Origin of the sequence: Amycolatopsis albispora, assembly GCF_003312875.1 — a bacterium.
Taxonomy (GTDB): domain Bacteria; phylum Actinomycetota; class Actinomycetes; order Mycobacteriales; family Pseudonocardiaceae; genus Amycolatopsis; species Amycolatopsis albispora.
Genome location: NZ_CP015163.1, coordinates 439,655 through 465,922 on the forward strand (window position 1 = coordinate 439,655; position 26,268 = coordinate 465,922).

The 26,268-nt window shown below is 69.0% G+C and carries 23 protein-coding genes; 5 read left to right on the forward strand and 18 right to left on the reverse strand.

Going from position 1 to position 26,268, the window contains the following annotated elements; translation table 11 throughout:
* From A4R43_RS02260 to A4R43_RS43720, 12 genes are all read right to left on the reverse strand, one after another.
* On the reverse strand, window positions 1–1,806 hold the full coding sequence (locus A4R43_RS02260) for a gamma-glutamyltransferase family protein (protein ID WP_113690744.1): 1,806 nt from the start codon (window positions 1,804–1,806) through the stop codon (window positions 1–3).
* Window positions 1,803–2,213 (reverse strand): cupin domain-containing protein, encoded by a 411-nt coding sequence (locus A4R43_RS02265; protein WP_113690745.1) that lies wholly within the window; start codon window positions 2,211–2,213, stop codon window positions 1,803–1,805. Before A4R43_RS02265 ends, A4R43_RS02260 begins: the two co-directional genes overlap by 4 nt.
* A gap of 46 nt (window positions 2,214–2,259) precedes the next feature.
* On the reverse strand, window positions 2,260–3,276 hold the full coding sequence (locus tag A4R43_RS02270; protein ID WP_113690746.1) for a class I SAM-dependent methyltransferase: 1,017 nt from the start codon (window positions 3,274–3,276) through the stop codon (window positions 2,260–2,262).
* Window positions 3,273–4,268, reverse strand: coding sequence for a hypothetical protein (locus A4R43_RS02275; protein ID WP_162788279.1), 996 nt, complete (start codon window positions 4,266–4,268; stop codon window positions 3,273–3,275). Before A4R43_RS02275 ends, A4R43_RS02270 begins: the two co-directional genes overlap by 4 nt.
* The gene (locus A4R43_RS02280) at window positions 4,255–4,779 is read right to left on the reverse strand and encodes a VOC family protein (RefSeq protein WP_236808722.1); all 525 of its coding nucleotides are present in this window, start codon (window positions 4,777–4,779) and stop codon (window positions 4,255–4,257) included. Before A4R43_RS02280 ends, A4R43_RS02275 begins: the two co-directional genes overlap by 14 nt.
* Window positions 4,780–4,859: 80 nt before the next feature.
* Window positions 4,860–5,591 carry an aspartyl/asparaginyl beta-hydroxylase domain-containing protein gene (locus tag A4R43_RS02285; protein WP_205215216.1) on the reverse strand — a complete coding sequence of 244 codons (732 nt, stop codon included), beginning with the start codon at window positions 5,589–5,591 and terminating at the stop codon, window positions 4,860–4,862.
* A 206-nt stretch (window positions 5,592–5,797) separates the two neighbouring features.
* Window positions 5,798–6,688 carry an LLM class flavin-dependent oxidoreductase gene (locus A4R43_RS02290; RefSeq protein WP_113690749.1) on the reverse strand — a complete coding sequence of 297 codons (891 nt, stop codon included), beginning with the start codon at window positions 6,686–6,688 and terminating at the stop codon, window positions 5,798–5,800.
* 93 nt (window positions 6,689–6,781) lie between these two features.
* Window positions 6,782–9,172 carry a non-ribosomal peptide synthetase gene (locus A4R43_RS02295; protein ID WP_205215217.1) on the reverse strand — a complete coding sequence of 797 codons (2,391 nt, stop codon included), beginning with the start codon at window positions 9,170–9,172 and terminating at the stop codon, window positions 6,782–6,784.
* Window positions 9,169–10,098 (reverse strand): beta-ketoacyl-[acyl-carrier-protein] synthase family protein, encoded by a 930-nt coding sequence (locus tag A4R43_RS02300; protein ID WP_162788280.1) that lies wholly within the window; start codon window positions 10,096–10,098, stop codon window positions 9,169–9,171. Before A4R43_RS02300 ends, A4R43_RS02295 begins: the two co-directional genes overlap by 4 nt.
* A 56-nt stretch (window positions 10,099–10,154) precedes the next feature.
* Entirely contained in the window at window positions 10,155–10,436 is a 282-nt protein-coding gene (locus A4R43_RS02305; protein WP_113690751.1) for a hypothetical protein, read from the reverse strand.
* Window positions 10,426–11,355: a chlorinating enzyme gene (locus A4R43_RS02310; RefSeq protein ID WP_162788281.1), complete on the reverse strand. Its 930-nt coding sequence runs from the start codon at window positions 11,353–11,355 to the stop codon at window positions 10,426–10,428. Before A4R43_RS02310 ends, A4R43_RS02305 begins: the two co-directional genes overlap by 11 nt.
* Before the next feature lie 165 nt (window positions 11,356–11,520).
* On the reverse strand, window positions 11,521–12,168 hold the full coding sequence (locus A4R43_RS43720) for a response regulator transcription factor (RefSeq protein ID WP_113690753.1): 648 nt from the start codon (window positions 12,166–12,168) through the stop codon (window positions 11,521–11,523).
* Between the two features lie 358 nt (window positions 12,169–12,526).
* Here A4R43_RS43720 and A4R43_RS02320 point away from each other — a divergent pair, with 358 nt between their 5' ends.
* The gene (locus A4R43_RS02320; protein WP_236808723.1) at window positions 12,527–13,564 is read left to right on the forward strand and encodes a branched-chain amino acid aminotransferase; all 1,038 of its coding nucleotides are present in this window, start codon (window positions 12,527–12,529) and stop codon (window positions 13,562–13,564) included.
* A gap of 20 nt (window positions 13,565–13,584) precedes the next feature.
* Here the strand turns inward: A4R43_RS02320 and A4R43_RS42530 are convergent, their stop codons facing one another.
* From A4R43_RS42530 to A4R43_RS02335, 3 genes are read right to left on the reverse strand one after another with little or no spacing between them, the layout of a single operon-like run.
* The gene (locus A4R43_RS42530) at window positions 13,585–13,830 is read right to left on the reverse strand and encodes a hypothetical protein (protein ID WP_162788282.1); all 246 of its coding nucleotides are present in this window, start codon (window positions 13,828–13,830) and stop codon (window positions 13,585–13,587) included.
* A complete protein-coding gene (locus A4R43_RS02330; RefSeq protein ID WP_205215218.1) occupies window positions 13,827–14,837 on the reverse strand; it encodes a fatty acid desaturase in 1,011 nt (336 codons plus the stop codon). The genes A4R43_RS42530 and A4R43_RS02330 overlap by 4 nt, the downstream gene beginning before the upstream one ends.
* A gap of 17 nt (window positions 14,838–14,854) precedes the next feature.
* A complete protein-coding gene (locus A4R43_RS02335; protein ID WP_113690757.1) occupies window positions 14,855–15,646 on the reverse strand; it encodes a thioesterase II family protein in 792 nt (263 codons plus the stop codon).
* A gap of 18 nt (window positions 15,647–15,664) precedes the next feature.
* On the opposite strand from A4R43_RS02335, the gene A4R43_RS02340 reads away from it, so the two are divergent.
* Complete coding sequence (locus A4R43_RS02340) at window positions 15,665–16,483, forward strand: leucyl/phenylalanyl-tRNA--protein transferase (RefSeq protein ID WP_162788283.1); 819 nt, start codon at window positions 15,665–15,667, stop codon at window positions 16,481–16,483.
* A 119-nt stretch (window positions 16,484–16,602) separates the two neighbouring features.
* Complete coding sequence (locus A4R43_RS02345) at window positions 16,603–17,631, forward strand: ParB/RepB/Spo0J family partition protein (RefSeq protein ID WP_236808724.1); 1,029 nt, start codon at window positions 16,603–16,605, stop codon at window positions 17,629–17,631.
* Between the two features lie 211 nt (window positions 17,632–17,842).
* Here A4R43_RS02345 and A4R43_RS02350 read toward each other — a convergent pair whose 3' ends face one another.
* Genes A4R43_RS02350 through A4R43_RS02360 form a run of 3 tightly spaced genes read right to left on the reverse strand, consistent with a single transcriptional unit; the run spans window position 17,843 to window position 22,714 of the window.
* Window positions 17,843–21,169 (reverse strand): non-ribosomal peptide synthetase, encoded by a 3,327-nt coding sequence (locus A4R43_RS02350; RefSeq protein WP_113690759.1) that lies wholly within the window; start codon window positions 21,167–21,169, stop codon window positions 17,843–17,845.
* Between the two features lie 37 nt (window positions 21,170–21,206).
* Window positions 21,207–21,401 (reverse strand): MbtH family protein, encoded by a 195-nt coding sequence (locus A4R43_RS02355; RefSeq protein WP_113697296.1) that lies wholly within the window; start codon window positions 21,399–21,401, stop codon window positions 21,207–21,209.
* Between the two features lie 26 nt (window positions 21,402–21,427).
* Window positions 21,428–22,714, reverse strand: a complete 1,287-nt coding sequence (locus A4R43_RS02360) for a cation:proton antiporter (protein WP_236808725.1) — start codon at window positions 22,712–22,714, stop codon at window positions 21,428–21,430.
* Window positions 22,715–22,864: 150 nt separating this feature from the next.
* Here A4R43_RS02360 and A4R43_RS02365 point away from each other — a divergent pair, with 150 nt between their 5' ends.
* Both A4R43_RS02365 and A4R43_RS02370 read left to right on the forward strand, forming a co-directional pair.
* Window positions 22,865–24,685 (forward strand): LVIVD repeat-containing protein, encoded by a 1,821-nt coding sequence (locus A4R43_RS02365; RefSeq protein ID WP_113690761.1) that lies wholly within the window; start codon window positions 22,865–22,867, stop codon window positions 24,683–24,685.
* 42 nt (window positions 24,686–24,727) lie between these two features.
* Window positions 24,728–26,266 carry an NAD(P)/FAD-dependent oxidoreductase gene (locus A4R43_RS02370; protein WP_113690762.1) on the forward strand — a complete coding sequence of 513 codons (1,539 nt, stop codon included), beginning with the start codon at window positions 24,728–24,730 and terminating at the stop codon, window positions 26,264–26,266.
* Window positions 26,267–26,268: the final 2 nt, after the last annotated feature.

Consider the following 26,268-nt stretch of genomic DNA (forward strand, 5'->3'; position numbering starts at 1 on the left):
CTACCGGCACACTCCGTAGGCCTGGCGGCCGCGCGGGCCGGTCGCGGCCCGAAGGAAGCCGGTATCCGGGTCGACACCGGCGGCGCAGACCTTGCCGAGGGTGGACGCCGGCACCACGTCGAGCCGGTGGCCCTTCCGCTCCAGGCCGGCGAGCACGTCGGGTCCGAGCGAGCGTTCCGCGACCAGCACGCCCGGCCGGGAGGCGCGCGGCGCGAACGACTGCGCGAAGTGGTCGATGTTGACGGCGGGGAGCTCGGTCGCGGCCTGCGGTTCCATCCCGAACTCCGCGATCGCGAGGAACACCTGGAGCGTCCACTGGTCCTGCTGGTCACCGCCCGGCGTGCCGAACGCCAGGAACGGCTCGCCGTCGCGCAGCACGATACTGGGGCTCAGCGTCGTGCGCGGACGCCGGCCGGGCGCCAGCGAGTTCGGGTGGCCGTCGACGAGCCAGGCGGTCTGGCCGCGGGTGCCGAGCGGGAAGCCGAGATCGGGGATCACCGGTGAGCTCTTGAGCCAGCCGCCGCTGGGCACGGCCACGGCCAGGTTTCCCCACCGGTCCGCGACCGCGACGGTGCAGGTGTTCCCGGCGCCGGCCTGCGGCGCCCCGGCGGTCACGGTGGGTATGCCGCTGCGCAGCTGGGTCATCCAGTCCGGCTCGTCGGCGCCCGGCTGCTCCGGTTTGGCCTGCGGGATCCAGGGCTGGCCGGGGCCGACCCGGCCGGGCTGGGGGTCGAGGGCCGCACGGTCGCCGATGGCCGAGCGCCGCCGCGCGGTGTACTCCGGCGCCAGGAGCTCGGCCATCGGCACCGGTGTGTGCGCCGGGTCCCCGTACCAGGCCTCGCGGTCGGCGAACGCGAGCTTAGCCGCCTCCGCGAGGGTGTGGACGTAGTCGACGGAGCCGAGCCCCATGCCGCGCAGGTCGCAGCCGGACAGGATCGCCAGCTGCTGGAGGAAGACCGGGCCCTGCGACCACGGCCCCGGCTTGTAGACGGTGAAGTCGCCGTACGGCAGCGCGCACGGTTCCTCGACGGCAGGCCGCCAGGCCGCCAGGTCGTCGCCGGTGAGCAGGCCACGGTGCCGGCCGCCGGTGGAGTCGAGCACCTCGGTGGTACGCGCGAAGCCGTCGATCGCGTCGGCGACGAAGCCCTCGTAGAAGGCCGCCCGGGCCGCCTCGAGCTGGGCCTCCCGGTCGGTCGACGCGGCCCGCGCCTCGCGCAGCAGCCGCTCGTAGGTGTCGGCCAGCGCGGCGTTGCGCATCCGGGCGCCGGCCGCCGGTACCGCGTCGTCGGGCAGGTAGGTGCGCGCGGACGCGGTCCACTCCGTCCGGAACAGCGGAGCCATCGCCGCGACCGTCGCCGCGGCGGCGGGCAGCAGCGGGTAGCCGCCGGAGGCGTACCCGATCGCCGGTTCCAGGACGGTGGCCAGTGGCATCGTGCCGAACTCGGCGAGCAGGCGCATCCAGGCGCCGAACGCGCCCGGCACGGTCGCGGGGAGCAGGCCCGCCGCGGGCATCTGCTCGATGCCGAGCGCCCCGAACCGCTCGATGGTCGTCGCCTGCGGCATCGGGCCCTGTCCGCAGATGATGCGCACCGTGCCGGCCGAGCGCGGGTAGACCGAGATCACGACGTCGCCGCCGGGCCCGTTCGAGTGCGGCTCGACCACCTGGAGGGCGAAGCCGGCGGCCGCCGCCGCGTCGAAGGCGTTGCCACCCCGGTCGAGGATGCCCATGCCGACGGCGGACGCTGACCAGTGCGTCGAGGCCACGGCGCCGAAGGTACCGGTGAGCTGGGGTCGCAGGACGGTCATCGTTGGGTTGACCCGGTGAGCAGCAGGCCAAGGCAATACGTGCCCGGTTCGGCCTTGCGGGTGACGAAGTGGTGCACCGTGCCGGCCGGGATGAAGAATGTCGCCGGCGAGGTCAGCGTGTGGTGGCGTCCGTCGGCGACCACCTCGATCACGCCACCGCCCGGATTCGGGGACAGCAGCAGATAGATCTCGGGACACTCGTGGGTATGCGGATCGGCCACCGGCTTTCCCACCTTGTCGCTGAGCTCGCCGCCGGCCAGCTCCAAGCACAGCCCGCCGTACATGTCGTCGGTCAGGTAGAACGGTGTGGGTGCGTGATGTCCGGGAATCTCGCGGAACAGCGGAAGATCCATTCGGGCGGCCGGGGCGGCGGCCGCGACCGCGGCGCTTGCGGAAGGGGCGTCCATGGGGTGTTCCTCCGGGTGCGGCCGCGCCGGCCGCGTCGAAGACGGATCAGGCTGGGGTCAGGTGGAAGATGAAGCTGAACGCGGGAAGTTCGATGAGCCGCTGATCAGCGAGACGCCAGCCGCTCTCATCGAGCACCGAGTACCACTCGTCGAGCGTGGGCAGGTACTGGTCCATGATCGCGTGCACGGTCTCGAAGCCGAGCGTGAACATCGGCAGGTCCGGGCCTTCCACGCCGACGGACCGACAGGTGTCGCCGAGGAGGAGGTTTCGTCCGTTGGGGAAGGTCTCTCGGAGCTTCTGCAGTGTCTTCACGCAGTTGTCCCGTGGCCAGAAGTCGTGCCCCATGAGGAAGCAGGTGACCAGTTCGGCGTCGGCGTACTCCGGCCTCGGCGACATGTTCAGCACATCATCCCGAAGCAGCGTGATCCGGTCCGTCAGGTTCGCATCGCGGACCGCCTCTCCCGCGACCGCCAACGCCCCCGGGGCGATATCGACCCCGATGGCCCGGATCGCGGGTCGCCGCTCGGCCAACATGATGATCCGGTCGCCGCTGCCACAGCCGAGATCGGCGACGGTCGTGTAGTCGATACCGTCGAGTAGATCCCGCAGCGGCGGGTCGAAGAAGTTGCGGGCGATGCTCCGGCAGGCCACGCTGATCGCCCGCGAATCGCGGCGCATCTGGCGGTCGGCGCGTTCATCGGTGCGAACCAGGGTGGTGAGATCGGTGAAGAGCTCACCACAGCCCCTGGTCAGCCAGTAGAAGAAGCCCCTGGTACGGAACGCCTCGTCGAATCCCGGTCCGCGCCGGGCCAGGTCCGGCCCGGCGTCGACGACCACGATCCTGCGGCTGGACAGCGCGACAAGGATCCGGCGAACCGCCTCCGGGTGGGTGCGGGTGCGGGCGGTGAACTCGGGTACGTCGACAGCCTCCCGGTCGGCCAGCTCGTCCAACAAGCCGATGTCCCAGGCCGCACTGAGAGCGGCTGCGGCCACGGCACCGTTGAAGGTATCCGCACAGTATCGCGCTTCTTCCTTGGGCAGATGGGTTGTCGCGGCGGTCATGTAGTCCTCAACTTTCGCATCGTGGAGCTGGTCCGGAGCGTTCTCGATGGGTGGGCCTGGGTGGCCGGCGCGCTGACGAAGCTCAGGATCTCCAGGACGCAGTCCGTCAGTCCCGCCTTGCGCCGCATCACCTCCGGGGTCCGCAGGCGGGGCGGTTCCTCATGCGCGCTCGGCGCGAAGGAGGGGTACAGGCCGTTCGCGGTGAGGTCGAGAAAGATGGCGTGCAGTCGGCGGACCAGCTGGCTGCCGACAGCGAGCTGGGACACGGTTGCCCGGCTGGTCAGGAAGATGCCGTCGTACAGCCACATCAAGGTGTCCCGGGGGATCTGCTGCCGGCCCTTCGGCTTGGGACTCCGCAGCAAGGACACCTCGCCCGAGGACAGGACCTTGTCCGCGATCCCCTCGTGAACCTGCTCGTTGAGTTCGCACTCGTGGCGCAGGGCTTCCGCCACGGTGCCGGAGCCGATCGTCACCTTGCCCCGGATCAGCGGCCGGACCGGTGGATAGTCGCGGGCCCAGGCGCCGGTGAGATTGACGTGCTGGCGGGCCATCGGCATCCGGATGACCGGTCCGTAGATGTGCCGGGGGGCGGAACTTCCGTACATCAGCATCAGCGAATAGCCGCGCACCAGCAATCGCGCCTGCGTGGCGAGCTCCTCGTGTTCGACCCGCGCGGCCTCGCTCTCCCGCAGGATGGCCCCGAGCAGCTGCCACAGCAGGAAGGTGGTCTGGTGGGCGGTGATCCACCGGAACCAGAACAGACGGTCGATGTCCTCGGCACTGTCCGGACGGAGGTCGTGGACCGACGCGGGTGACGCGTGCACCAGCCGTTTCCGCAGTTCCTCGATCCGCATCGGGTCCACGGGCACTGTTCGGGGTACCCATCGGGAGGGCAGGGCCAGCGGCTCAAGCCCGTAGGGATGACCGCCGAACTCCCATTCCGCGCCGGACGGGAGGGTGGTGGTGACGGCCGGTACCTCAAGCGGATGCATCGGCGGCATCCGTTCCCTCGGAGGTATCCGGAAGGTGGGTGAATTCGAGCTCCAGGCCGTTCACATCGTACGCGTAGAAGCTCTGCATGCCCTGACCGTCGATGTCGATCTCGGTGGCCGGCTCGGCGCGAGCGAAGGTGAAGCGGCCCGATTCGTACAGCTCCCGATACCGGCCGCGCCACAGTCGCAGCTGTTCCGGCGTGTCGACCCGGATGCACAGGTGCTGGAACTGGTTCACCTCGCCGGCCGGCGGCCCGTGCGTACCGCGGTCGCGGGTGAACAGGTGCAGGCGGATGTCGCCCACGGCCACCTCGACCACGCGGGTCAGGCCGGGGAGCCGCTGCCGGCTCAGGTCGGAGAAGCCGCCTCGCATGTCCCAGGAGACCGTGCAGCCGAGAAACTCCCGGTACCAGAGGACGGCGTTCTCCAGGTCCATCGTCTGGATGCCCACGTGGTCGATCGCCCCGGTCAGCGGAACCGGGCGGGCAGCGGGCTTGCCCGGCGCGGCCACGTCAGATGTGCTTGGAGCCAAGGTTCTCTCCTGTCTTCGGAGGAGTTCCGCATTTCCCGGGCAGCCGGCGGCTCGCGTGGCTATGTGCAGGGGGACCGTTCGATGGTGAAGTAGCGACGCAGCTCCTCGATGTGCCGGAGGGCTTCGGTGTCCTCGCAAGCGCGCGCGATGTCAATCATCGTGCTCCACACGAAGTCGTCGCCACCGTCGTACCGGTAATGCTTTTTGATGACGATGCTGAATATCTCGTCGACCGTTTCCATTGTCATGACGTCGGCGAGCCGCAATAGGCTGGCGCGGTCGGCATCGGTGACCGGTGGTCGTTTGACCATTCGGTCCTCCGGAATGCCGGCGTCGGCGCTGTGGCCCGGGATCGTGATCAACGGTTTCTCGGACGGCACGTTCACGAAGTCGAGCATGAGGTGGATCCGCGCCTCGGTGGAGAGCACCGCCAGCGAGTGGATCACTGAGGCGTCGAGGAACCAGATCTCGCCCCGGCGCATCCGGTACACGGTGTTGCCCTCGCTGAACAAGCAGTTCTCGTTGGTGACGAGGGGGATGTGCGCCCGGTGGGCGTTGCGGGTGTCGTCCGGGATGTCGCTGAGCTCGAGCAGGTCCCGGTGCGGCATGGCCACGCTGTTCTGTACCTTCGCGAGCCGCACGAAGTTCAGCCGGTCCAGATCGACAACCGTGCTGATCAGCTCGCGGAGATAGGGAAGCTGGTTGCCGTACTCCGTGAACGCGCCGGGCTGGCGGTGATCGTATTTGGTGACCACCCCGTCGCCATCGGCTCCGCCCGGGGTCCAGAGCATGCAGCTCCTATAGGCGCCACGGGAAACGTAGTCGCTGTGCGCTTCGGACCACGGAAGTGAATCGCTGTGCTCGAGGTCTTTGGAGAGGCGGACGTCATCGAGTGACGTTTCCGCTACATAGTGGGTTCGCATCGGATCACGCAATCCCTCTCAGCCGAATCCGGGCTCTTCCGATACGCTAGGCGACTCCCACTTTGGTACGCAGGTCACGTGTTCCGGTGACGATCCAGATCCTCGGCCACTTTCTCCAAGATCTCCACCTTTCCCGAATAGGGTTCGCTGCGCCGAGGCCACTGCACGACGGTATCCGTAATGCCGGCTTCGGCGAATCGGCCCGCTGCATCGAAGAACGCCGCCGGCGACTCGAGAACACCGCCCACGGACGGGCCGCAGACCAGCAACCGGGCCACCGTGGCCGGGTCACGGCCGACCTCCACGCAGGCCTTCTCGAGCGCCTCCACCTGCCGGCGGACGACGTGGAGCGCCTGTTCGTACGGCGCGCTCTCGACCCGGTTGGGCGCGCCCGTCGTCACCCAGTACGAGCCGTACTCGGCCGCCAAGCGCATGCCGCGGGCCCCGCCGGCGGCGACGGCGAACGGGACACGGGGCCGCTGCTGGCACAGCGGGTACGAATGAACCTCGTCGGCGACGTAGTAGCGGCCGTCGAAGGTGGTGACCGGCTGCCGCAGGAGCGAGTCGGTGAGCCGCACGTATTCCGCGAACCGCTCGGTCCGCTCCCGCCGGCTCCACGCGGTCCGGCGGGTCATGGTGGCGTCGAAGCCCTCGGCACCGGCGCCGAGACCGAGGATGAAGCGGCCGCCGGAGATGTCCTCGATGGCGGCGACTTCCTTGGCCAGGTACACCGGATGTCGCAGGTTGGGCGAGGCGACCAGGACGCCCAGCCCGATCCGTTCGGTCTCCACGGCCGCCGCGGTCAGCGTCGGGACGAGGGTGAACCAGTCCTTCGCGCGGAACGACCGCCAGTTCAGGTGGTCATAGGTCCACGCGTGATCGAATCCCATTTGCTCGGCCCGGCGCCACTTCACGCGCGCCGTCTGCCAACGGTCCTCCGGGACGATCTGGATGCCGAATCTCACGTGTTTTCCTTCATCCCGGCCAATCTGGATCGATGGTGAAGCTTTACCGGAAAGGTTCTCCGATGAGATGCCGTTTGAGCGAGCTTCTCCGCGTCACCGGTCGTCAGCGTGTCCAGAACCGTCCTCCAGCTCTCGTCCAGCGGTTCCAGCGGTGACGGAAACCTTCGTCTCGGGTGGGCACCCTCCGTCGCGGATCGTCGCGGCCACGTCGCGCACTGTCCCGTCAAGGAGTTTCGTCAGGTCGGGCGCGGCTTGCAGGATCGCCTGGCACTCGTCGCGTAGCCGGAACGTGAGGATCGAGTGGCCGCCGAGCTCGACGAACGTGTCCAGGACGCTGATCGGCGACCGCCTCAGGACCCGCCGGTAGATCTCGACGAGGGTGGCTTCCAGCTCGTCGGCGGGGGGCACGACCGTACGCTCGGGCTCGGTCGACGCCTGCCAGATCCTGATCAGCTCGTTGTGGTCCAGCTTTCCGTTCACCGTCGCCGGAAGACGGTCCACGGGCACGACCTGCGCGGGCCGCATCTGGCGGGGCAATCCGGCCGCGAGTTCGAGGAGCGCCGCGGGGTCCAGGTCGGCGGTGGTGCACCCGCCGGCGGGGACGACGAAGGCGAGCAGGCTGGGCGGCGACCCGTGGGCGATCACCGCGCAGTCGCCGACCGCGGGGTGAGCGGCCAGCACCGCCTCGACCTCACCGGGTTCGATCCGCAGGCCACGGATCTTGACCTGCCGGTCGATCCGGCCGAGGTGCTCCAGCGCGCCGTCCTCGCGAAGCCGGCAGAGGTCACCGGTGCGGTACATCCGCGACCCCGGCGGCCCGTGGGGATCCGCGACGAACCGCTCCGCGGTCCTGCCCGGCTGCCGCCAGTAGCCGTCCGCCAGGCCGACAACACCGCTGATGTACACCTCCCCGGGCGTGCCGACCGGGACAAGATCGAGTTTGGTGTTCAGGATGGTTGCCCGGAAGTTGTCCGCGGGACGGCCGACCGGAACGACGACGCCGTCCCAGCCGGGCTCGATGACGTTGTCGGTGACCGAACCGGCCTCGGTGGGACCGAAGGCGTTGACGAGGGTGCTGCCGGGCAGCGCGGCGTGGAAGGCCGCCGGGATCCGCGGGCTCATCGACTCGCCGCCGCACACCAGCCACCGCAGCGCGTGGGCCCCGACCCGGGACATCTCGTCCAGGAAAGCCGGCACCAGCGTCGTCACCAGGAAGATCATCGACACGTCGTGGTCCCGGATGAGCCGGGCGAGGTGCCGCGGATCGCGCTCGCCGCCGGGCCGGCAGATCATCAACCGCGCCCCGTGGTAGAGCGGCCAGAAGATCTCCCAGATGTGCACGTCGAACCCGGCGTAGGTCTTGTACAGGGCCGTATCGCCGAGATGGAACGGGTACTGGCGCTGCATCCAGAAGACGTTGGCCAGGGTGCCGGCCGTGCGGGAGGCCACGCCCTTGGGGCGGCCGGTCGTCCCCGACGTGTAGAGGATGTGGACCGGCTCGGAGACCACGCCACCCGGGCCGCCGTCGAGAACCGGATTCGTCGCGGGCCGGCGGGACCATGTGCGCTCCGCGTGGACGTCGTGGATCTCCCACGCGCCGCCGGGCAGGCGAGCGCGGCAGGCCGGATCGGTCAGCACATGGCTTGGCGCCGAGTCCGCCAGCATCAGGGCGATGCGCTGGTCCGGCAGGTCGGCGTCCAGGGGAACGTAGGTGGCACCGGTCTTGACCGCGGCGTAGAACGCGACAACCTGGTGGATGCCGCGCTGGAGGAAGACGCCTATCCGAGCACCCGGGCGGGCACCGCGCTCGCGCAGGTGGTGGGCCAGCCGGTTCGCGCGCTCGTTCAGCTCCCGGTAGCTGACCGTGTCCCCGTTCTCGTCCTGCAACGCGACCGAATCCGGGGTTCGCTCCGCCTGCTCCTGGAACGGTTCGGCCATCGTGCGGTATCGGAGCTGTGGGTTGAGGCCGTGCAGGATCAGCTCGCGGTCCTCGGCGCCGACCAGCGGATGGTCGAGCATCGGCCGATCGGGTTCGTTCGCCATGCTGGTCAGCAGTTGCAGGAAGGAGCGCGCCCAGGCCTGCGCGGTGGGGAGGTCGGACGAGTCCGTCATGGTCTCGACGTACAGCTGCCGGCCGGCCTGGCCGAACAGGATCGTCACGGCGACCGGTTCGTCGTCGCCCCCCGGTCCGGGCACGGTGGTGCCCCGCGGCCGGGGGGCCTGCCGGAGCGCCTCGCGGAAGTTCAGGGACAGGTCCGGGGCGCCGGTCGCCCCAACGATCGCTTCGACCGGCCCCAGGGTGACCCGGATGCGGCAATGGGTGCCGGGGCGTGGCAGCCGCTCGGCCAGTACACCGGCGCAGAGGAACAGCGGGTCGAAGTCGTCCACGCCGGCCGCCCGGGCGAGCGAGTGCAGGGATTCCGGCACGCCGTCCGGTAGGGCGATCGGTCCGACGCAATCCGTTGTGGACAGATACCCGCTCACTGCGCGCTTCCTTCGAGGAGTCCGCAGGCGTAGAACCCCGGCGCCAGGGACTGCGCCATATACGTCTGTCCGGGCTGAATGCCGAACCGCTCGTGGTAATCGGCCAGGTTGATCACCCAATCGACGTTTCCACAGTGTCCGTAGGTGGCGAGCGTGTCGGCGAAGTGCAGGGTGTCCGGGCGCAGACCGACGGATGTCGCGTTGAACAGCGTCAGCGGTTTGTGCAGGTTGGCCGCGAACACCTTGGATATCTGTGCCTGCTGCCGGCCACCGGCCCGGAGCGCCGCGGACAGCGTCCGTTCGGCGACATCCTTGCGCGAGACGAACGTGTCGAGGCCGCGCAATCCCTCCGGGTCGATCTTTATCGCGGACGAGACCAGCCGCACGAGTCCCGGCCGGCGGGCCAGCAGGCAACTCGCGGCCGCGTCACCGAATATCGCGTAGGGGAGCACCCGGTCGCGGTCGTGCGACACGAAGTCCATGGCGACGACCACCACGTGGGTCGCCTCCGGATCGGCCAACAGCCGCTGGCCGTGCCGAAGCGCGGTCAGCGAGCTGCAGCACCGCTGATAGGAGATGACATGAGGGACGCAGTCGTCCATTCCCAAGGCGAGTAGCACTCGGCCCGCGAAGTCGGACGGCAACAGAGCCAAGGTCGGGTCGCTGGTCGCGAACACAAGGTGGTCGATGTCCGCGGCGGCGACGCCGGCGTCCCGGAGGGTTCGGCGCACGGCGTCCACGACATAGTCTTCGACCGGCCCGGACATTTTCCGGTACGTCGTACATCCCATCTCATGGAAGTCGGTGCCGAACGACACGGACTCCCAGAGGGCGCCGAAATCAGGGATGTCCTCCGGCTTGCATTCCAGATCGCCGAAGGCGCACGCGAACGAGCCGATGCCGATGTCTTCGTGGTCCGAGATCATGGTTCCCTTCGATCGGCCGAGGATCGGGAATTGCCGGGCCCGGCGAGGTGGCGACGTCAGGACCGAGCCGGTTCGACGCCGACCGCATCGATCTCGCGGAGGACGGAGACGATGCCGTCGATGTCGTTGAGCCGGGGGACCCATTCCGGGCGGACTGTGATGGTGCCGTCCGTGTACTTGTTGATGTAGTTCATCAGCACGATGATCATGTTGAGCGAGCTGATGCCCAGTTCCTGCCGCGACCGCGCCCGGGCGACCTGCTCGTAGGTGAGACCGTCGCCGAAAGGTTGAGTCGCGAGGATCTCGGCGAACCTCTGCCGGTAGTCGTCAGTGGCCATCGGACTCGACCTTCGGGAAGGGGAAGCCGTTGAGGTTCTCCCGGTACATCCGGTTATGCCCGTACTTGTCCTCGCCGGACACCATGACGCATCCGTGGTAGTCGAGGTCGATCGCGTCGCCGAACCCGCTGAGACGGTTGATGTGCTCGTAGACCCGCACGGACGGCGATACATAACGCGACGCCAACCCCACGCGCCTGGTGGCACTCGTGTTGGGGTGCGAGCCGTGGACGCACTTGGCCAGGAAGATGACGAACTGGCCGGGCTTCAACTCCATGTCGACGATCTCGTGACTGTTCGGATCCCAGTCCTTGTCGAGCTTGAGCTCCGCGTAGTCGTAGCCGAAGAAGTCGTGGGCCTTGTTCTCGACGTTGTATGTCATCGGCTTCGACTCGTCGTAGTACCACTGTTTGTGGCTGCCGGGCAGGAAGCGCAGGCAACCGTGCGCCTTGTCCGCTTCGGAGAAGGCCGTCCAGACGGTGAGCTCCTGCGTGGCGGCCGTGGACTCCTCGGTGTAGTGCAGCGAGGGATACGAGCGGGTTTCCGACTCGTTGTACACAGTGAATGCCTCGACCTGGTGCCAGCCCGTTCCCGAGTCGCCGGGCTCTTTCTCGAAGATGTGCGTCTTCCAGCACATGATGTCGTTATCCATGAGGCTGCGAAGCTTGTGGACGATCGCCGGGTGGGCGATATGCCGGGACAGCGCTTCACAGTCGAGATGGCGGTCGTAGTTGATGATGGTCGAGTCGTGCGGCTTGTTCTCGGACGTGACCATATCGATCATGGCCTGGCTCCAGACCAGCGGAGCCTCTTCCTCGGAGTAGAGGTCGAAGGGGCCGATGAACCCGTTCTCCGTGAAGAACTGGACTTGTTCGGCCGTCAGACCCTGGGTCACCTTTTGGACAACGCTTTCAGCCACCGTGATTCCCTCCTCGTAATGACCGTGATCGCTGGTCGGACGTGTCTGACGTCAGCCGCCCCGTTGAGCACACCGTGGGGTTCCGCCCGGCTGGGGCGTCTTGTCACCGGAACCAGGGTCGGGCTGCCGCCCCGGGATGGATGCCGTGCGCGTCACCGGGCGGCGTCATGCAACCCCGATGAGCGACACGGTCTCCGATTGTTCGGGCGACCGGGTGTTTCGGCTCTCGGCGGCAGGTTGGCCGAGCAGCGCGGCCCGGGTGAGTTCCGCCTTGTTGCCACAGCCGAGCTTGGCCCGGATGCGCTTGACATAGGTGTCGACCGTATGCGGGCTGATGCCCAACCGGGTGGCGATCTGACCGTGGGTCAAGCCACGGGAGATGTACCGCAGCACCTGCTCCTCGCGCATGGACAGTTGTTGGTAGCCCGATGTGTCGGCGTGCAGCGCGGTGGGCTCGGCCTGCCAGACGCGGCTTCCGGACGTCACCACCCGGATCGCGCCGACGATGCCCTCGCAGGACTCCAGTTTGCTCACCACCCTCAACGCTCCGGCCCGCAGGTACATCTCGGTCTCGATGCAGTCCGAGTTGCTGAGGACCAGGACCGCCGCGCTCTTGGCCACCTCGGTGACATGCGTCAGGTCGTCGGGTATCCGAAGCGCGTCAACGTCGATCACAGCTGCATCCGCGAGGCAGGACGCGTCCACTGTGGGCGAGGTTCGCATGGCGACGACATCGATGCCTGCCATGGTCAGCGTGTGGGTCAGGCCGACGAGGAAGATGGGTGAATTGACGAGAATATCGGTTCGGATCATTTTTCCCCCAGTCTCGCATTCTGTCCTTATTCGGCGACTGTACCTCTGCGCCGGCCGCTGCCGTCACCACCGCCGGTAGCCGTCGCCTTGATCCGTCAGCAAGTCCTTATTCCGTCGTCCACGGCGGCCCCCGAACCGGAGAATGCAGTCACAATTGCAGGTGTGATTTGTCCACTTAGCTTGCTTCTTGTTGGAAAGTTCCGTTGTGATTAGTTGACCAAAGAGACGCACCGACGCTAGCATTGGGAATCAGCCGAACGCTTGTCACTGCTTCCGGGGACCAGTCAAAGCGAAAGCGCATGCCTGAATGAACGGTAGCCTTGAGTTCGAAACTCGACAGAACGCCACCCCCGTCGCCGTGGCCGAACGGGAGGCGCTGCTGGCGAACCTGGGGTTCGGGCGGACCTTCACCGACCACATGGTGTCGATCAGCTATTCCGACGGCAAGGGCTGGTACGATGCCCGACTCGAGCCCTATGCCCCGCTGCGGATGGACCCGGCCACTGCGGTGCTGCACTACGCCCAGTCAATCTTCGAGGGGCTGAAGGCCTACCGTGCGCCCGACGGCGGGGTCGTGATGTTCCGGCCCGACGCCAACGCCGCGCGGTTCGTCAGGTCCGCCGAGCGCATGGCGATGCCGCCGCTGCCGCCGGAGCTGTTCCTTCATTCCCTGCGGGTGCTCATCGAGCAGGACCGGGATTGGGTTCCGGGCAGCGGGGAGTCCAGCCTCTACCTGCGGCCGATCCAGTACGCCTCCGAGGTGTACCTGGGGGTGCGGCCGGCGTTGCAGTACCAGTTCCTGGTGCTGGCCTCGCCGGTCGGGGCGATCTTCGCCGGTGGGGCAAAGCCGTGCTCGATCTGGCTGGAGCGGGAGAACAACCGGTCGGGCCCCGGCGGCACTGGTGCAGCCAAATGCGGGGGCAACTACGCCTCCAGTCTGCTGGCCCAGGCCGAGGCCATGCGGCACGGCTGCGAGCAGGTGGTCTTCCTCGACGCCACGGAGCACCGGCACTTCGAGGAGCTCGGCGGCATGAATGTCTTCTTCGTGCTCGGGGACACGCTGGTCACCCCGCCGCTGACCGACACGATCCTGCCGGGTATCACCCGAGACTCGGTCATCACCCTGGCCCGGCACCGCGGGCTCACCGTCGAGGAGCGGTCGTACTCGATCGACGAGTTCCGGTCCGATGCCGCGAGCGATGCGCTGACGGAGATGTTCGCCTGCGGCACGGCGGCGGTGATCACGCCGATCGCCCGGCTGCTGTCCGCTGATGGCGAGATCGTCGTGGGTGACGGTGGGTCGGGGCGGGTGACGACGTCGCTGCGCTCCGCCCTGCTGGACATCCAGTACGGCCGTGCCGAGGACGAGTTCGGCTGGGTCCAGCGCATCGTCTGACCCCACGCCGCCGGCGACGGTCAGGTGGGGAGTTTCCGGGCAGCCAGATGGGGTTGCCGACGATGGCGCCGGCTCCGTCGCGCACCACCGGCCGCCTCGTCGGTGACGCCAATGAGCTCGCCAACCGCTGCCAGCAGCTCGGCCAGGCCTTCCGGCAGGTCTCCGACGGGTGCGGCAAACAGCAGTTTGTAGTCCCCGGCATCGGCGGCAAGCTCGATCGGCGTGGCACCCCCGGCCGGGTAGACCACGACCACTGGGCTGGTCATGTGCGGGGGAGCGCGGGACCGGTGTGGTCCCGCCGCGGGGGCAGCGATCGGTAGATCTGTTCCAGGCCACCCAGGGCGCCGCCGAGCCGGGGCAGGGCCGCGTACACCGGGTCGCGGCGCAGGATCGCGTCGACCTCGCGCAGCCGCCACATCGGCGTCCGGGGGTACAGGTGGTGGACCAGGTGGAAGCCTTCGCCGTCCTTCTCACCCAGCAGGAACCGGGTGCCCAGTCCGTAGACCCGGTTCCAGGACATGTAGATGTCGATCCGGGGGGACGTCTCGATGAGCGGAAAGTGCTCCATCAGCTCCGCCAACGCGCCGATCCACACCTGCGTGGTGACGAGCGGCACGAACCAGAGCAGCAGCAACCACGGCCACCAGCCGCCCAGGACGGCCCAGGCGAGCACCGCCGCCAGCAGGATCACCCGGAGCACCCGCTCGGCCGGGCGCTCGCCGGCTGTCATGATGCGGTGCCGCAGCAGGTAGAGCACGTACGAGGCGGTCGCCCGAGGCGTTATGACGCGCCACAGGTACCGGCGCAGCGCCCGGCGGCTCAGGTCGTCCCCGCACAGCCCGTTGTCCCGGTACTGACGGTAGTCCGGGTCCCGCTCCGGGTCACCCAGTCGGCCGTGGTGCTCGCCGAGATGTGAGGCCCGGTAGCCGGTGTAGCTCTGCAGCACGGGGTATCCGCCGAGGACCGCCCCGATCACGCTGCCGACCCGATGGTTGGCCATGAACGCCCGGTGCGTGGCCATGTGCAGCATGCCGGCGATGCCCCGCTGCCGGCCGCCGATGAAGAATATCGCCACGATGTACACCGGCACCCCCAGCCACCAGGGGGTGTGCCGCCACGCCAGCACCGACGCCGCGCACCAGACAGCGATCCAGGTCCAATGCTCGACGGCCTCGAGCGGGCCGTGCCAGTTGTCCGGTCGGGACGCCGCCCGGACCGCGGCGAGGATGTCCGGCGCGAAGCGGTACCGCTCGGCGAGATCCGAATCGGCCACGGTCCTTCCTCCTTCGCTCATAGGTGTCCAACTGAGACGTTTCCCCAGTTAGACATCCGGGTCAGGATGTCGGCAACCAACTCGGCCTCCCGGGGCTGGAGGTAGAAGTGATCGCCGTCGAAGCGCCGCCAGGCGGCCGGGCCGGAGGTCAGCTCGCCCCAGGAGGCCAGCTGGGCCGGCACGTCGGCGGGACCGTCGCTGCCCGCGTAGGCGACGATCGGGCAACGCAGCCGCGCCGGATCGCGGCGGCGGTAGGACAGCACCGCCCGGACGTCGGCCAGCAGCGCCGGCAGCACGAGCTCGCGCAGCTCCGGGTGCTCGAACACCATCGGATCGGTCCAGCCGGCCGCCCGGGTCTCCGCCTCGATGATCGCGTTGTCGAGCACCTCCCGGGGCGGCAGGAACCGGTGCGGGGCGAGCGTGCCGGAGACGAACAGGCCCGCCGGACCCGGCCCGGCGCCGGCCTCCAGCCGGGCCGCGACCTCGTAGGCGACCAGGCCGCCCATGCTGTGCCCGAACAGGTACAGCGGCCGGTCGGCGTAGGCGGCCAGCGCCGCAACGAGCGCGTCGGCGATCTCCTGGACGGACCGCGCGCAGGGCTCGGCCAGCCGGTCCTGCCGGCCGGGGTACTGGACGGCGATCAGCTCGATCCGGGCCGGCAGCCGGGCGGCCCAGGAAGCGTACTCGCTGGCGGTGCCGCCGGCGTGCGGCAGACAGACCAGCCGGGTCGCCGGGTCGTGGCAGGGACGCGGCCGGCGCAGCCACCGCGCCGATGCGTCGAAGGAGCTCTCTGTCGAGGGTGCGGTCATGAGGGGTCCCGTTGGTCGGTGGTCGGAGGCCAGAATCGACAGGTGTTTCGCTGCGAGGGATGCGTGTGGGACGGTCTTGCGATGGATAGTGCCCCGGGCGACGCGCCGGCCGCGATCGGTGGCCGCCTCGACCCGGCGACTGTCCTCGCCGGCTACCGGCACGGCGCCTTCCCGATGCCGGCGGTATCCGCGGCCGAGGCCGAGGTGAACCACTTCCTGTACGAGGATTCGGTGGCGGCCGGGACGACCGCGGTGCTCGACTCGCCGCTCCCCGATCCGTTCGCGTTGACCTGGTGGTCACCGGACCCGCGCCCGGTCATCCCGTACGGGCGGCTCACCAAGCCGCGCAGCCTGATGAAGCTGTTGCGCAACCGGCTGCGCTGGACCACCACCGCGAACCAGAGCTTCGACCGGGTGCTCGCCGAGTGCCGCGTGAACCGCATCCCCGAGTGGCTCACCGACGAGCTGTGTGAGTGCATGGGGGAGCTGCACAAGCTGGGTTGGGCCCACAGCGTCGAGGTCTGGGACGGCGAGGAGCTGGTAGGGGGCGCCGTCGGTATCGGCGTCGGCACGGTATTCACCCTGGACACCTGCTTCCACCGGCAGACCAACGCCTCGAAGGTGGCGCTGCTCGACATGGAGTGCCGGCTGGCCGGCACCGGCGTGACGCTGCTGGACGTCGAGTGGGACAGCGAGCAGAGCCGGCGGCTCAATGCCGGGCCAGTGCCGCGCCGGGAGTTCCTTGCCGCCCTGTCTCGCGGCGGCGATCCGGTCCCGCTGGCCGGCGGCGTGGAGGAGGTACGCCGCCTGGGCTTCCTGCGCACGCCCGTCGAGTGAGTCGTTGACCCCAAAATAGGTGAATCCCGTATGTCCGGCCGCAGGGTCAGGATGAGTGAAGGCCGTGTCTTCGCTCGACGGCCGTGGCCGTGGCCGTGACAAAGAACGGGGGCTCCCCAGTGTCGGTCGACACCTCTCGATCCCCAGTCGAACCCCGATCGTCCACCGATGGCCAGCGGTCCGCCGAGCCGGTCCCGGCCCGGGACAACGCCGTCGTACGGCTGCCGATCTCCGCGGTCCGCGACGCCGACTCGCCGCGCTCCGCGGGCGTGGACCTGGCTCACGCGAGATCGCTGGCGCAGACGGAGGCGAACCTGCCACCGATCGTGGTGCACCGCAGGACGATGCGGGTGATCGACGGGGCGCACCGGCTCACCGCCGCCCGGCTGCGCGGCGAGCGGGAGATCTCCGCGAAGCTGTTCGACGGCGACGACAACGAGGCGTTCCTGCTCGCCGTCCGGCTCAACGTGTCACACGGCATGCCGCTCTCGACGGCCGATCGGCGTGCAGCGGCCGTCCGGATCATCCGCGCCCAGCCGCGGATGTCGGACCGGGCCATCGCCCTCACCGCTGGTCTGGCGGCGAAGACCATCGGATCGCTGCGCCGCGAGATCGACGGCCCGCCGGTACTGGCGCGGATCGGCCGGGACGGCCGGGTCCGGCCGATCAACGGCGCGGCCGGGCGGGGGGTCGCGGCCGAGCTGATCGCCAGCCACCCGGACGCGACCCTGCGCCAGATCGCGAAGGACGCCGGCATCTCCGTGGAGACCGCGCGGAGCGTCCGAGCGCGCCTGCGGGCCGGCGAGGACCCGGTACTGGACCGGCGGACCCGGCCGGACCGCGCCGACCGGGCGGAGGACCGGCAGATGACCGTGAAGCTTCCGGAGGCGGACCCCTCCGACGAGCTGCGGTCGCTGCTCAAGACCATGCAGCGCGATCCGTCGCTGCGCTACACCGAGTCCGGCCGGATGCTGCTGCGCTGGCTCGGTCCGCAGGTGCTGCTGACCGACGAGATCCCGCTCCCGCTGCGCCACCTCCCGCCGCACTCCCGGGTCAACCTCGGCGCGCTGGCGAGAGCCTGTGCGGCGGCCTGGATCCAGCTCGCCATGGGGCTCGAGGACGACCAGGCGAGCGGTCAGCACGGCTGATCACGTCCATCGCCAGTGCCCGGTGTCCGGTGGGACCCAGCCGGTCAGCGGGACCGCGTGCCGCTCGAGACCGGGATGCCCGACTCCGGAATGGTGCCAGACCCCGTCTTCGGGTCGAAGCGGGTCGACGACTTCGGCCGGTTCTCGACGTCGAACGAGTCCACGCGGAACCGCCGAACCGGGTAAGCCCGGCATGGCCGGCGCGAGCCGCTCATCGCTCTTCGGCGTCGCTCAGGCGGCTGGCGAGGGCGGCCACCGTCGGCGCCTCGAAGAGGGCACGCAGGGCGACCGTGCGCCCGACAACCTCGCTGAGCCGGGTGACGACGGTGACCGCCAGCAGCGAATGCCCGCCCAGTTCGAAGAAGTTGTCGCGCCGGCCGACCCGGGGCACGGCTAGCACCTCGGCCCAGATCGCGGCGATGCGCTCCTCCATCGGCGTGCTCGGCGACTCGTACTGGGCCGCCCCGGCCCACTCCGGCCCGTCGTACAGCTGCGGCAGCGACCGCCGGCTCAGCTTCCCGCTGGGCGTACGCGGCAGCTCGGTCACCGGCTGGTAGGCAGCCGGCACCAGGTAGTCGGGCAGGCGGTCGGCGAGGAAGGCGCGGAGCTCGGCGGCGGTCGGCGGGGCGTCCGAGTCCGGCACGACATAGGCGACCAGGCGGACGTCGCCGGCGCCGTGGCGGTGGGCGGAGACGGCGCACTCCCGCACGCCCGGGCAGCCGGTGAGGACCGCCTCGATCTCGGCGACCTCCACCCGGAACCCGCGGATCTTCACCTGGTCGTCGAAGCGGCCGATGAACTCCAGTTGGCCGACGGCGTTCCAGCGGACTCGGTCACCGGTGCGGTACATCCGGGCCCCAGTGCCGAACGGGTCGGGCAGGAACCGCTCCGCCGTCATCTCCGGGCGACCGAGGTAGCCGCGGGCCAGCGCGAGGCCGCCGACGAACAGCTCGCCGGCCACGCCGGGCGGCACCGGCCGCAGTTCGGCGTCGAGCACGTACGCTCGCACGTTGTCGAAGGGCCTGCCGATGGGTGGCAGCTCCGCCCACGTCGTCGGATCGGGGTCGAGCTGGTGGGAGGTGGCCAGGTGCACCTCGATGGGTCCGTACTGGTTGTACAGGGTGCAGGCGGGCATCTGTTCGAAGAAGGCTCGAATCGCCGGGGTGGCCTGGAGCTGCTCGCCCGCCGTGAGCACCGCACGCAGCGACCGCGGGATCCGGCCCAGGCGCACGGCCAGCTCGGCCAGCCCGCGCAGGGCCACGAACGGCATGAATATCCGCTCGATCCGCTGCTCGGAAATCACGTCGAGCAGCCGTTCGAAGTCGTGCCGGACCTCCTCGCTGACCAGGACGAGCGTGTCGCCGACCGACAGCGTGGTCACCATCTCCTGGTAGAAGATGTCGAAGCTGAGCGCGGCCCACTGCAGCGTGCGTCCGCGTCCGCCGGGGCCCTGGCGCCGCTGCCACTGCGCCTGGTTGTGCAGGGCGCGGTGTGACATGGCCACGCCCTTGGGCGTGCCGGTGGACCCCGAGGTGTAGAGCACCCAGGCGATGTTGGCCGGGTCGGCCAGGTTGGGCGGTCCGGTCGCGTCGCACGGTGTGCCGAACACGTCGAGCGCCAGCACCCGCTCCGGCTCGGCGGCCCTGTCCGGTCCGTCCCGATCGCGGATCAGCAGTCGCAGGGCCGCGTCCTCGGCGATCAGCTGCTGGCGGGCCATCGGGTAGGTCGGGTCGATCGGCACACAGGCTCCGCCGGCCTTGAGCACCGCCAGGTTGGCGACCACCATGTCCAAGGATCGGTGCAGCGCGATGCCGACCCGTTCGTCGGGGCCGACGCCCAGCTCGCGCAGGTGCCGGGCCAGGGCGTTCGCTCGGTGGTCCAACTCGCGGTAGGTCAGCGCCCGGCCCTCGAACACCACCGCGGTGGCGTCCGGCGCGGCGGTGGCCTGCCGCTCGATCACCTGGTGCAGGCAGCTGCCGTCGTCGAACCGGTTGGCGGTGTCGTTCCAGACCTCGAGGACCTCGTGCCGCTGCGCGGCGGACATCAGAGGCAGGTCGTCGATCGACACGTCGGGTGCGGCGGCGACCGCGGTGAGGAGGTTGATCAGGTAGCCGGCCAGGCGCTGCATGGTGGAGCGATCGAACAGCGCGGTCCGGTACGCCATGCCGACGTGCATGTCCCCCGCCTCGGTCTCCGAGACCGAGAGCGTGAGGTCGAACATCGCGTTCGGCTCGCCCGGCTCGATCGGCATGACGGTCAGCCCGTCGAGGAGGTCGAACGGCTCTGCCGCCAGGTAGGTGAACAGCACCTGGAAAAGCGGATGTACCGTCAGGTCCCGCTGCGGCCGGAGCTCGGCCACCAGCCGGTCGAACGGCACGTGCCGGTGCTCCAGGGCCTCGACCAGCCGAGGCCGGAGGTGGCCGAGCAGCCCGGCGAAGGTCGGCTGCCCGGCCAGGTCGGCCCGCAGCACCACCGGGTTGACGAAGTGGCCGATGTTGGCGGCGACGTCGGGGTGTGCCCGCCCGTCGACGATCATCCCGATGCTGACGTCGGTCTGCCCGCTCCACCGGTACAGCAGCGTGTGAAACGCTGCGAGCAGCACCATGAACAGCGTGGTGTCCTCGCGCCCGGCCAGTCGGCGCAGCCCGTCGGCCACCTCGGCGGGCACCGGCACCTCGACCATGCCACCGGCGAGGTCGGCGACCGCCGTCCGGGGCCGGTCCGTCGGCAGGTCGAAGACGTGCGGCGCGTCGGCCAGCCGCTCCTTCCAGTAGTCCAGGTGCCGCTTCGCCACGGCACCATCCCGGCCGTGCTGCCACAGTGCGTAGTCGGCGTACTGCATGGTCAGCTCGGGCAGCGGGGACGGGATCCCGGTCCGGTACGCCGCGTAGAGCGTGCGCAGCTCGTGGAAGAGGTGAGCGTACGAAGACCCGTCGATCACCAGGTGATAGGAGCGGAAAACCAGCACGTGCTCGGCCGGGCCGAAGCGGATCAGCTCGGTGCGGAAGTTGCGCGCCACGGAGATGTCGAACCGGTGCTCCGCGTACCTCCGCCTTCGGTCGTCCCACCACCGGTCCTGCTCGGCGACGGACAGGCCGGACACGTCCAGGAAGGTGAAGCGGGGGTCGCCGGCCGGCTCCACCACCTGTACCCCGATCCCGTCGCGCGCGGGGAACGCGGTCCGCAGGATCTCGTGTCGCCGCATGATCTCCGTGATCGCCGAACGCAGGGCCGCCACGTCCAGCTCACCAGCGATGCGGTGCAGGGACGTCTGGTTGTACGCCGGCCCCAGCAGGCCCAGCTGATCGAGGAACCACATGCCCTGCTGGTGCTCGGACAGCGGTATGCTGTCCGGCCGAGCCGCCGGCGCCGCGTCGGCGCGTATCGCGGAGATCAGCTCGTCGCGCCGCTCACGGAGCACCGCCAACCGCTCGCCGTCCAGTGCGCCGGCCGGCCGGTATCGCAGCCTGCCGTCCTGCAGCCACAGCTGGATGCCGGCCGAGCGCAGTTCCTCCAGGAGATCGGAAATCGCGAGCACGGGCTGTCCCTTTCTCTGCGGGCGGCGCGGAGTCCGCTCAGCGCACGCTCAGCGGACGCAGGTCGGTCCAGTGCTGCTCGACGTAGTCCAGACACGCCTGCCGGCTGTCCTCGCCGTACACGATCCGCCAGCCGGCGGGTACCGCCCGGCGGCTCGGCCACAGCGAGTGCTGCTCCTCGTCGTTGACGAGCACCAGGAAGCGGCCCTCCGGGTCGTCGAACGGGTTCATCACATCGACCTCCTCCGCAACGGACGGATTCATGGCATCGACTCCCTTTCCAGCAGTGGTGTGACTGCCCGGGACTCGTGCTTCCGTGTCGCCCGCTTCGGGTAGACGAAGGACAGCAGGAGGCCCGGCATCAACGTGGTGACCAACGCCATGACGACCATCAGCGAGTACAGCCGCTGGTCGAGCAGGCCGATCTGAAGGCCGACCGCCAGCACGATCAGCTCCGTGAGCCCGCGAGTGTTGATCAGCAGGGCGAGCCCGGCGCTGTGCCGGACGGACACCCGGCACAGCCGAGCGGCCCCGAAGACGCCGGCCATCTTGCCGCCGATGGCGACCAGCAGGATCAACAGCAGCAGGCCCACCGCCCGCCAGTCCATCCCGGACAGGTTGACCGCGAAACCGGCGACCACGAAGAACAGGGGCAGCAACACCACTCGGTTGACGCGCTCGGTCCACGGCAGCACGGACGCGCGCAAGGTAGCCGCGCCCGTCCGGGGCATGACCGCACCGAGCAGGAAGGCACCGAAGACCTCGTGCAGCCCCATCCACGAGGTCGCCGCGCACGACAGCACCAGGGCCGCGGCGACCGCGATCGCCAGTCCGGCATCGAGGCTCACCCTGGCCCCCCGGCTCCGTACCCGGGTCCGGGGTGGGCGCTCCGCCAGCTTGGCCAGCAGCGGTCGCACCACCCCGACGAGGATCGCCACGAAGGGCAGGACCAGCAGCACCTGCCATGGCAGCGTGCTTCCGTGGGAGAGGGCGACCAGGACCGAGAGCATCGACCAGGCGAGGACGTCACCGACCGCGGCCGTAGCGAGCGCCAACCCGCCGACGGGAGTGTCGATCAGGTCGCGGTCGGTCAGGATCCGGGCCAGGACGGGGAACGCGGTGATCGACATCGCCGTACCGACGAAGAGGCAGAAGAGAACCGCGGCCCGGCCGGACCGGTCGCCGACGATGCCGATCGCGAACAGGGTGCCGAGCACGAACGGCACGACCATCGAGCCGAGCGAAAGCGCGACGGCGAGCTGGCCCTTCCCGCGCAGGCCGCCGTCGGCCAGGTGCAGCCCCACGAAGAAGATGAAGACGCAGATCCCGACGGTGGACAGCATCTCGAGCGCCGGGCGGATGTCGGTCGGGAACAGCTCACGGGTGATCGCGCCGTGGAACACGGTCGGACCGAGCAGGATGCCACCGACGATCTCGCCGGTCACCTCCGGCTGCCCGAACCGCCGGCACAGGAGCCCGAGTAGCCGGGCCAGCACCATGATCACGAGAATCGCGCGGACGAGCGTCGCGAGCGTACCGATGTCCACGCGTCCGGCTCCCATTCGCCCTCGGTTTGAGCTGGATCGTAGGCCGCGCCACCCGGGGCATCGCAGTCACGTGAACCGGCGACGGGACAGCCCCAGGCCGCCGACGGCATCCTTCCTCCGTTGGGAGGGACACATGGTTGGGAGGCACGAATGACCGGCACGGATGTGGGCCAGGGCGAGGGCTTCGTCTGGCGCGCTCGGGAGCTTGACGGGCACCTGCCGTCCGTCTCGTACGGGGTGACGCTGGTGGGTAAGGCCACGGTCACCAACCCGTCGGGTGCGGGCCTCGCGCGTCACATCGCGGACGTGGCTGCCTACGGCGACTACGCGTTCCTCACGGTATACCGGCATCCGACGTGTGTACGGACCGGCGCCTACGTCATGAACATCAGTGAACCGAAAGCGCCCTTCGAGGTCGAGAGCGCGTTCATCGAGACCACGAATGGCAACTACGTCGGCGAGGGTCCGTGCGTGATCGAGATCGACAACGAGTACTTCAGTGGTGCGCTGTTCATCCACCCCAACGAGCACTACATCCTGGCTGATGCGCCCGATCCGTCCGGGCCGCGCCAGCGGGGTGGCATCAACATCTGGGACGTTTCCGACCCAGAGAATGCCCAGCTCCTCGCCGCCCACGCCGGCGACTACACGGATTCGCACAACGAGCCGGCGGATCAGGCCCTGGCGGCGTACTACACCTGCGCCTGGACAGACAGCTCCACCAGCCGCACCTACGTCGGTTTCGTCACCGACAAGCCCACCACCGACATCGTGATCATGGAGATCACTGATCCCCGTAACCCGGTGATGGTCAACGCCCTTGACCTGAGGATGGCACCGTTCCAGGTGACCGGAGACCCTTCGAGGGGCCTCATCTCGGTGTTCGGGCACGCCGTCGACGTACGCCGGGTCGGCGACCGGTACGTCATGACCGCGACGTACTGGGACGGCGGGTACGTGCTGCTCGACGTCACCGACCCGACGCCGGGCAACGTCTCGCTGATCGCGGGGACCGAGTACGCCGAATTCGACGAGGAGCGTGCCAAGCGCGGGCAACAGATCTGGCCGGAGGGCAACGCCAACCATTGCGACCTCTCGCCCGACGCCGAGTATCTGGTGGGCGCCGACGAGAACATCGAAGCCTATCGCCTTTTCGGCACGATCACATCGGGCCCGCACGCCGGCACCGAGTACGTCGCGGCTTGGAGCTCGGGTTCGGCACCGGTCAATGCCGACCACCCCATCTCTGGTATGCCCACCTTTGTCGGCTCCGGCTGCCCGGGCACCGTGCCGCCCGGGCGCGGGATCGCGCTCATCGAGCGTGACGCCTCGATCCTGACCGGCGGGTCGGCCCCGGGGTGCGCGTTCCAGGAGAAGCTGGATGCCATCACCGCGGCCGGCTACAGCGCTGGCATCATCTTCAACCACCAGGGACCGGACGCTATGCAGCAGTTCCCCACGGCGGCCAGGGGAACGATCCCGCTGATGTTCGTCAACCGCCTGACGGGTCTGCGGCTTCTCGGTGTGCCTGGCGTAACCGCGGAGACCGCCGGCACCACCCCGACACCGGCCAATCCGGTGGCCTGCGCGACCGATGTCAAGTCGGAGTTCGTGGGCTGGGGCTGCCTCCGGCTGTTCAAGACGGACATCCCTGGCAGCGCTGGCGCCGGTTCGGCCACTCAGGTTGACACGTACGCCATCCCCGAGTCACAGGACCCGAGGTACGGCACCGGCTTCGGCGACTTCTCGGCGTCGCACGTGGCGATCGACCCCGATCGCCGGCTGGTGTACGCGACCTTCTTCGCCGGTGGCCTCCGGGTGCTGAGCTACGGCAGCGACGGTCTGCGGGAGGTCGGCGCCTTCCGCGAGCCCGGCATCGACTTCTGGGGCGTCAAAATCCACAAGATCGGTGAGAAGAACTACGTCCTGGTTTCCGACCGGAACTTCGGCCTCTACATCTTCGACATCTGATCACGCGCTGAGAGGCATCAGCCAAAATCTGAGGAGCCCGGGGTGTCCAATCCGACCATGAAGTCCGACCTCGTATTCGCCGCTGGCACCAAGAGACCGGCCAAGGCCAATGTGGTGATCATCGGCAACGGCGCGCTCGGCCTGTTTCTTGCTGACGAGTTGATCGAGCGCCAGGTCGGATCAGTGGTGGTAGTGGGTCCGAGCCATCGCGACACGGGCGCCAGCCAGGCGGCCGGTGCGATGCTCGGCTGTTTCGGTGAGACCACGACCGAAACGCTGCGGACCGACGCCGCGCGGACGAGGTTCGAGCTCGGCCTGTCCGCCCATGACAAATGGCCCGAGACGCTGCGGCGGCTCGATGAGTTCGCGCCATCCGACCGGCCGCTGCAGACAACGACGGAATCGCACATCATCTTGAACTCCGTCGGAGCCGAATTGGACACGGTGAACTTCGCCGCGATAATCGACGCCCTCGACCAGTACGAAAGGCCATGGAAGGAGGTCGACCCGGCCGACATTCCCGGCTACCACCCCCGGACGGAGTCGCGCGCATTGCGTGCCCTTCATCTGCCGACGGAGGGAGCCGTGGATGCTCGCGGGGTGCTGGCGTCGCTGGAACGCAGACTGCGGCATGGCGGAGCGATCCTTCTCGATCAGACAGTACGGAGGCTGGTCGGCAGCGACGAGGAGGTGACCGCGGTCGAGCTGGACGACGGCCATCTCATCGAAGCCGGCACTGTCGTCGTGGCCGCCGGCATCCACAGTGAGTCGCTGGTGCGAACCGTGTTCGACGTGCCCGATCTGATGCCGACCTTTCCGGGGCTCGGCTTCGCGATGATCGCCAAGCGGACCGGGGGTGAACCGTTCACCAGCGTGGTTCGGACGCCGAATCGCGGTTTCGCCTGCGGACTGCACGTGGTGCCGCAAGGCGGCGGGCTGGAGTACTACGGCGCGACCAACCGCTTGGTGCACACTGTCTCCAGTGTCACCTGGATGGCCGACGTCCGCTTCCTGGCCCAGTACTCAATGCAACAGCTCGACGAGCGGGCAGCCACCCACGAGGTCACGAAATGGTGCACCGGCAACCGCCCCGTCACGCTCGACGGATTCCCGTTGGTCGGCTGGATGCCACTCTCGGGCCTGTATCTGATGACGGGCACCTACCGTGACGGCTTCCACTGTGCGCCCCTGCTGGCCGAGCACGTCGCCAATGAACTGCAAGGAAAGTCCGGAATCATCGACTCGATTTTCCAGCCGATGCGCAAGCCAGTGGCGACCAGGACCGTCGAATGGTCGATCGATGAATATGTCACACACAGCCTTGCCGCCTGGTTCGAGACCGGCGCACAGGCCGCACCACAGATGACGACCTCGCAGCTCACCGACTACTACCGGAACTTGGCCGTGCAGACCTATGAGCAACTCGGCGTCGATTACGCCCTGGGCCCCGACATTCTCTGGTACGCACAGGGGAACCTGCATGGTGCACGTCGTGTCGCGCGCTATCTGCGCGCCTTCAAGGGCGATGGTGACGTGGCCGAACCGACTGGGGCCACCACCGGCACCGGGGGAACGCGGTAGCA

Excerpts from the sequence above, each read along its gene's own strand:
- A4R43_RS02300 (WP_162788280.1), bottom strand. The coding sequence starts at position 10,098 with ATGATCTCGGACCACGAAGACATCGGCATCGGCTCGTTCGCGTGCGCC.
- A4R43_RS42530 (WP_162788282.1), bottom strand. The coding sequence starts at position 13,830 with ATGACCAGCCCAGTGGTCGTGGTCTACCCGGCCGGGGGTGCCACGCCG.
- A4R43_RS02305 (WP_113690751.1), bottom strand. The coding sequence starts at position 10,436 with ATGGCCACTGACGACTACCGGCAGAGGTTCGCCGAGATCCTCGCGACT.
- A4R43_RS02365 (WP_113690761.1), top strand. The coding sequence starts at position 22,865 with ATGACCGGCACGGATGTGGGCCAGGGCGAGGGCTTCGTCTGGCGCGCT.
- A4R43_RS02335 (WP_113690757.1), bottom strand. The coding sequence starts at position 15,646 with ATGACCGCACCCTCGACAGAGAGCTCCTTCGACGCATCGGCGCGGTGG.
- A4R43_RS02265 (WP_113690745.1), bottom strand. The coding sequence starts at position 2,213 with ATGGACGCCCCTTCCGCAAGCGCCGCGGTCGCGGCCGCCGCCCCGGCC.
- A4R43_RS02260 (WP_113690744.1), bottom strand. The coding sequence starts at position 1,806 with ATGACCGTCCTGCGACCCCAGCTCACCGGTACCTTCGGCGCCGTGGCC.
- A4R43_RS02285 (WP_205215216.1), bottom strand. The coding sequence starts at position 5,591 with ATGCTCTGGACCCCGGGCGGAGCCGATGGCGACGGGGTGGTCACCAAA.
- A4R43_RS02275 (WP_162788279.1), bottom strand. The coding sequence starts at position 4,268 with ATGCATCCGCTTGAGGTACCGGCCGTCACCACCACCCTCCCGTCCGGC.
- A4R43_RS02270 (WP_113690746.1), bottom strand. The coding sequence starts at position 3,276 with ATGACCGCCGCGACAACCCATCTGCCCAAGGAAGAAGCGCGATACTGT.
- A4R43_RS43720 (WP_113690753.1), bottom strand. The coding sequence starts at position 12,168 with ATGATCCGAACCGATATTCTCGTCAATTCACCCATCTTCCTCGTCGGC.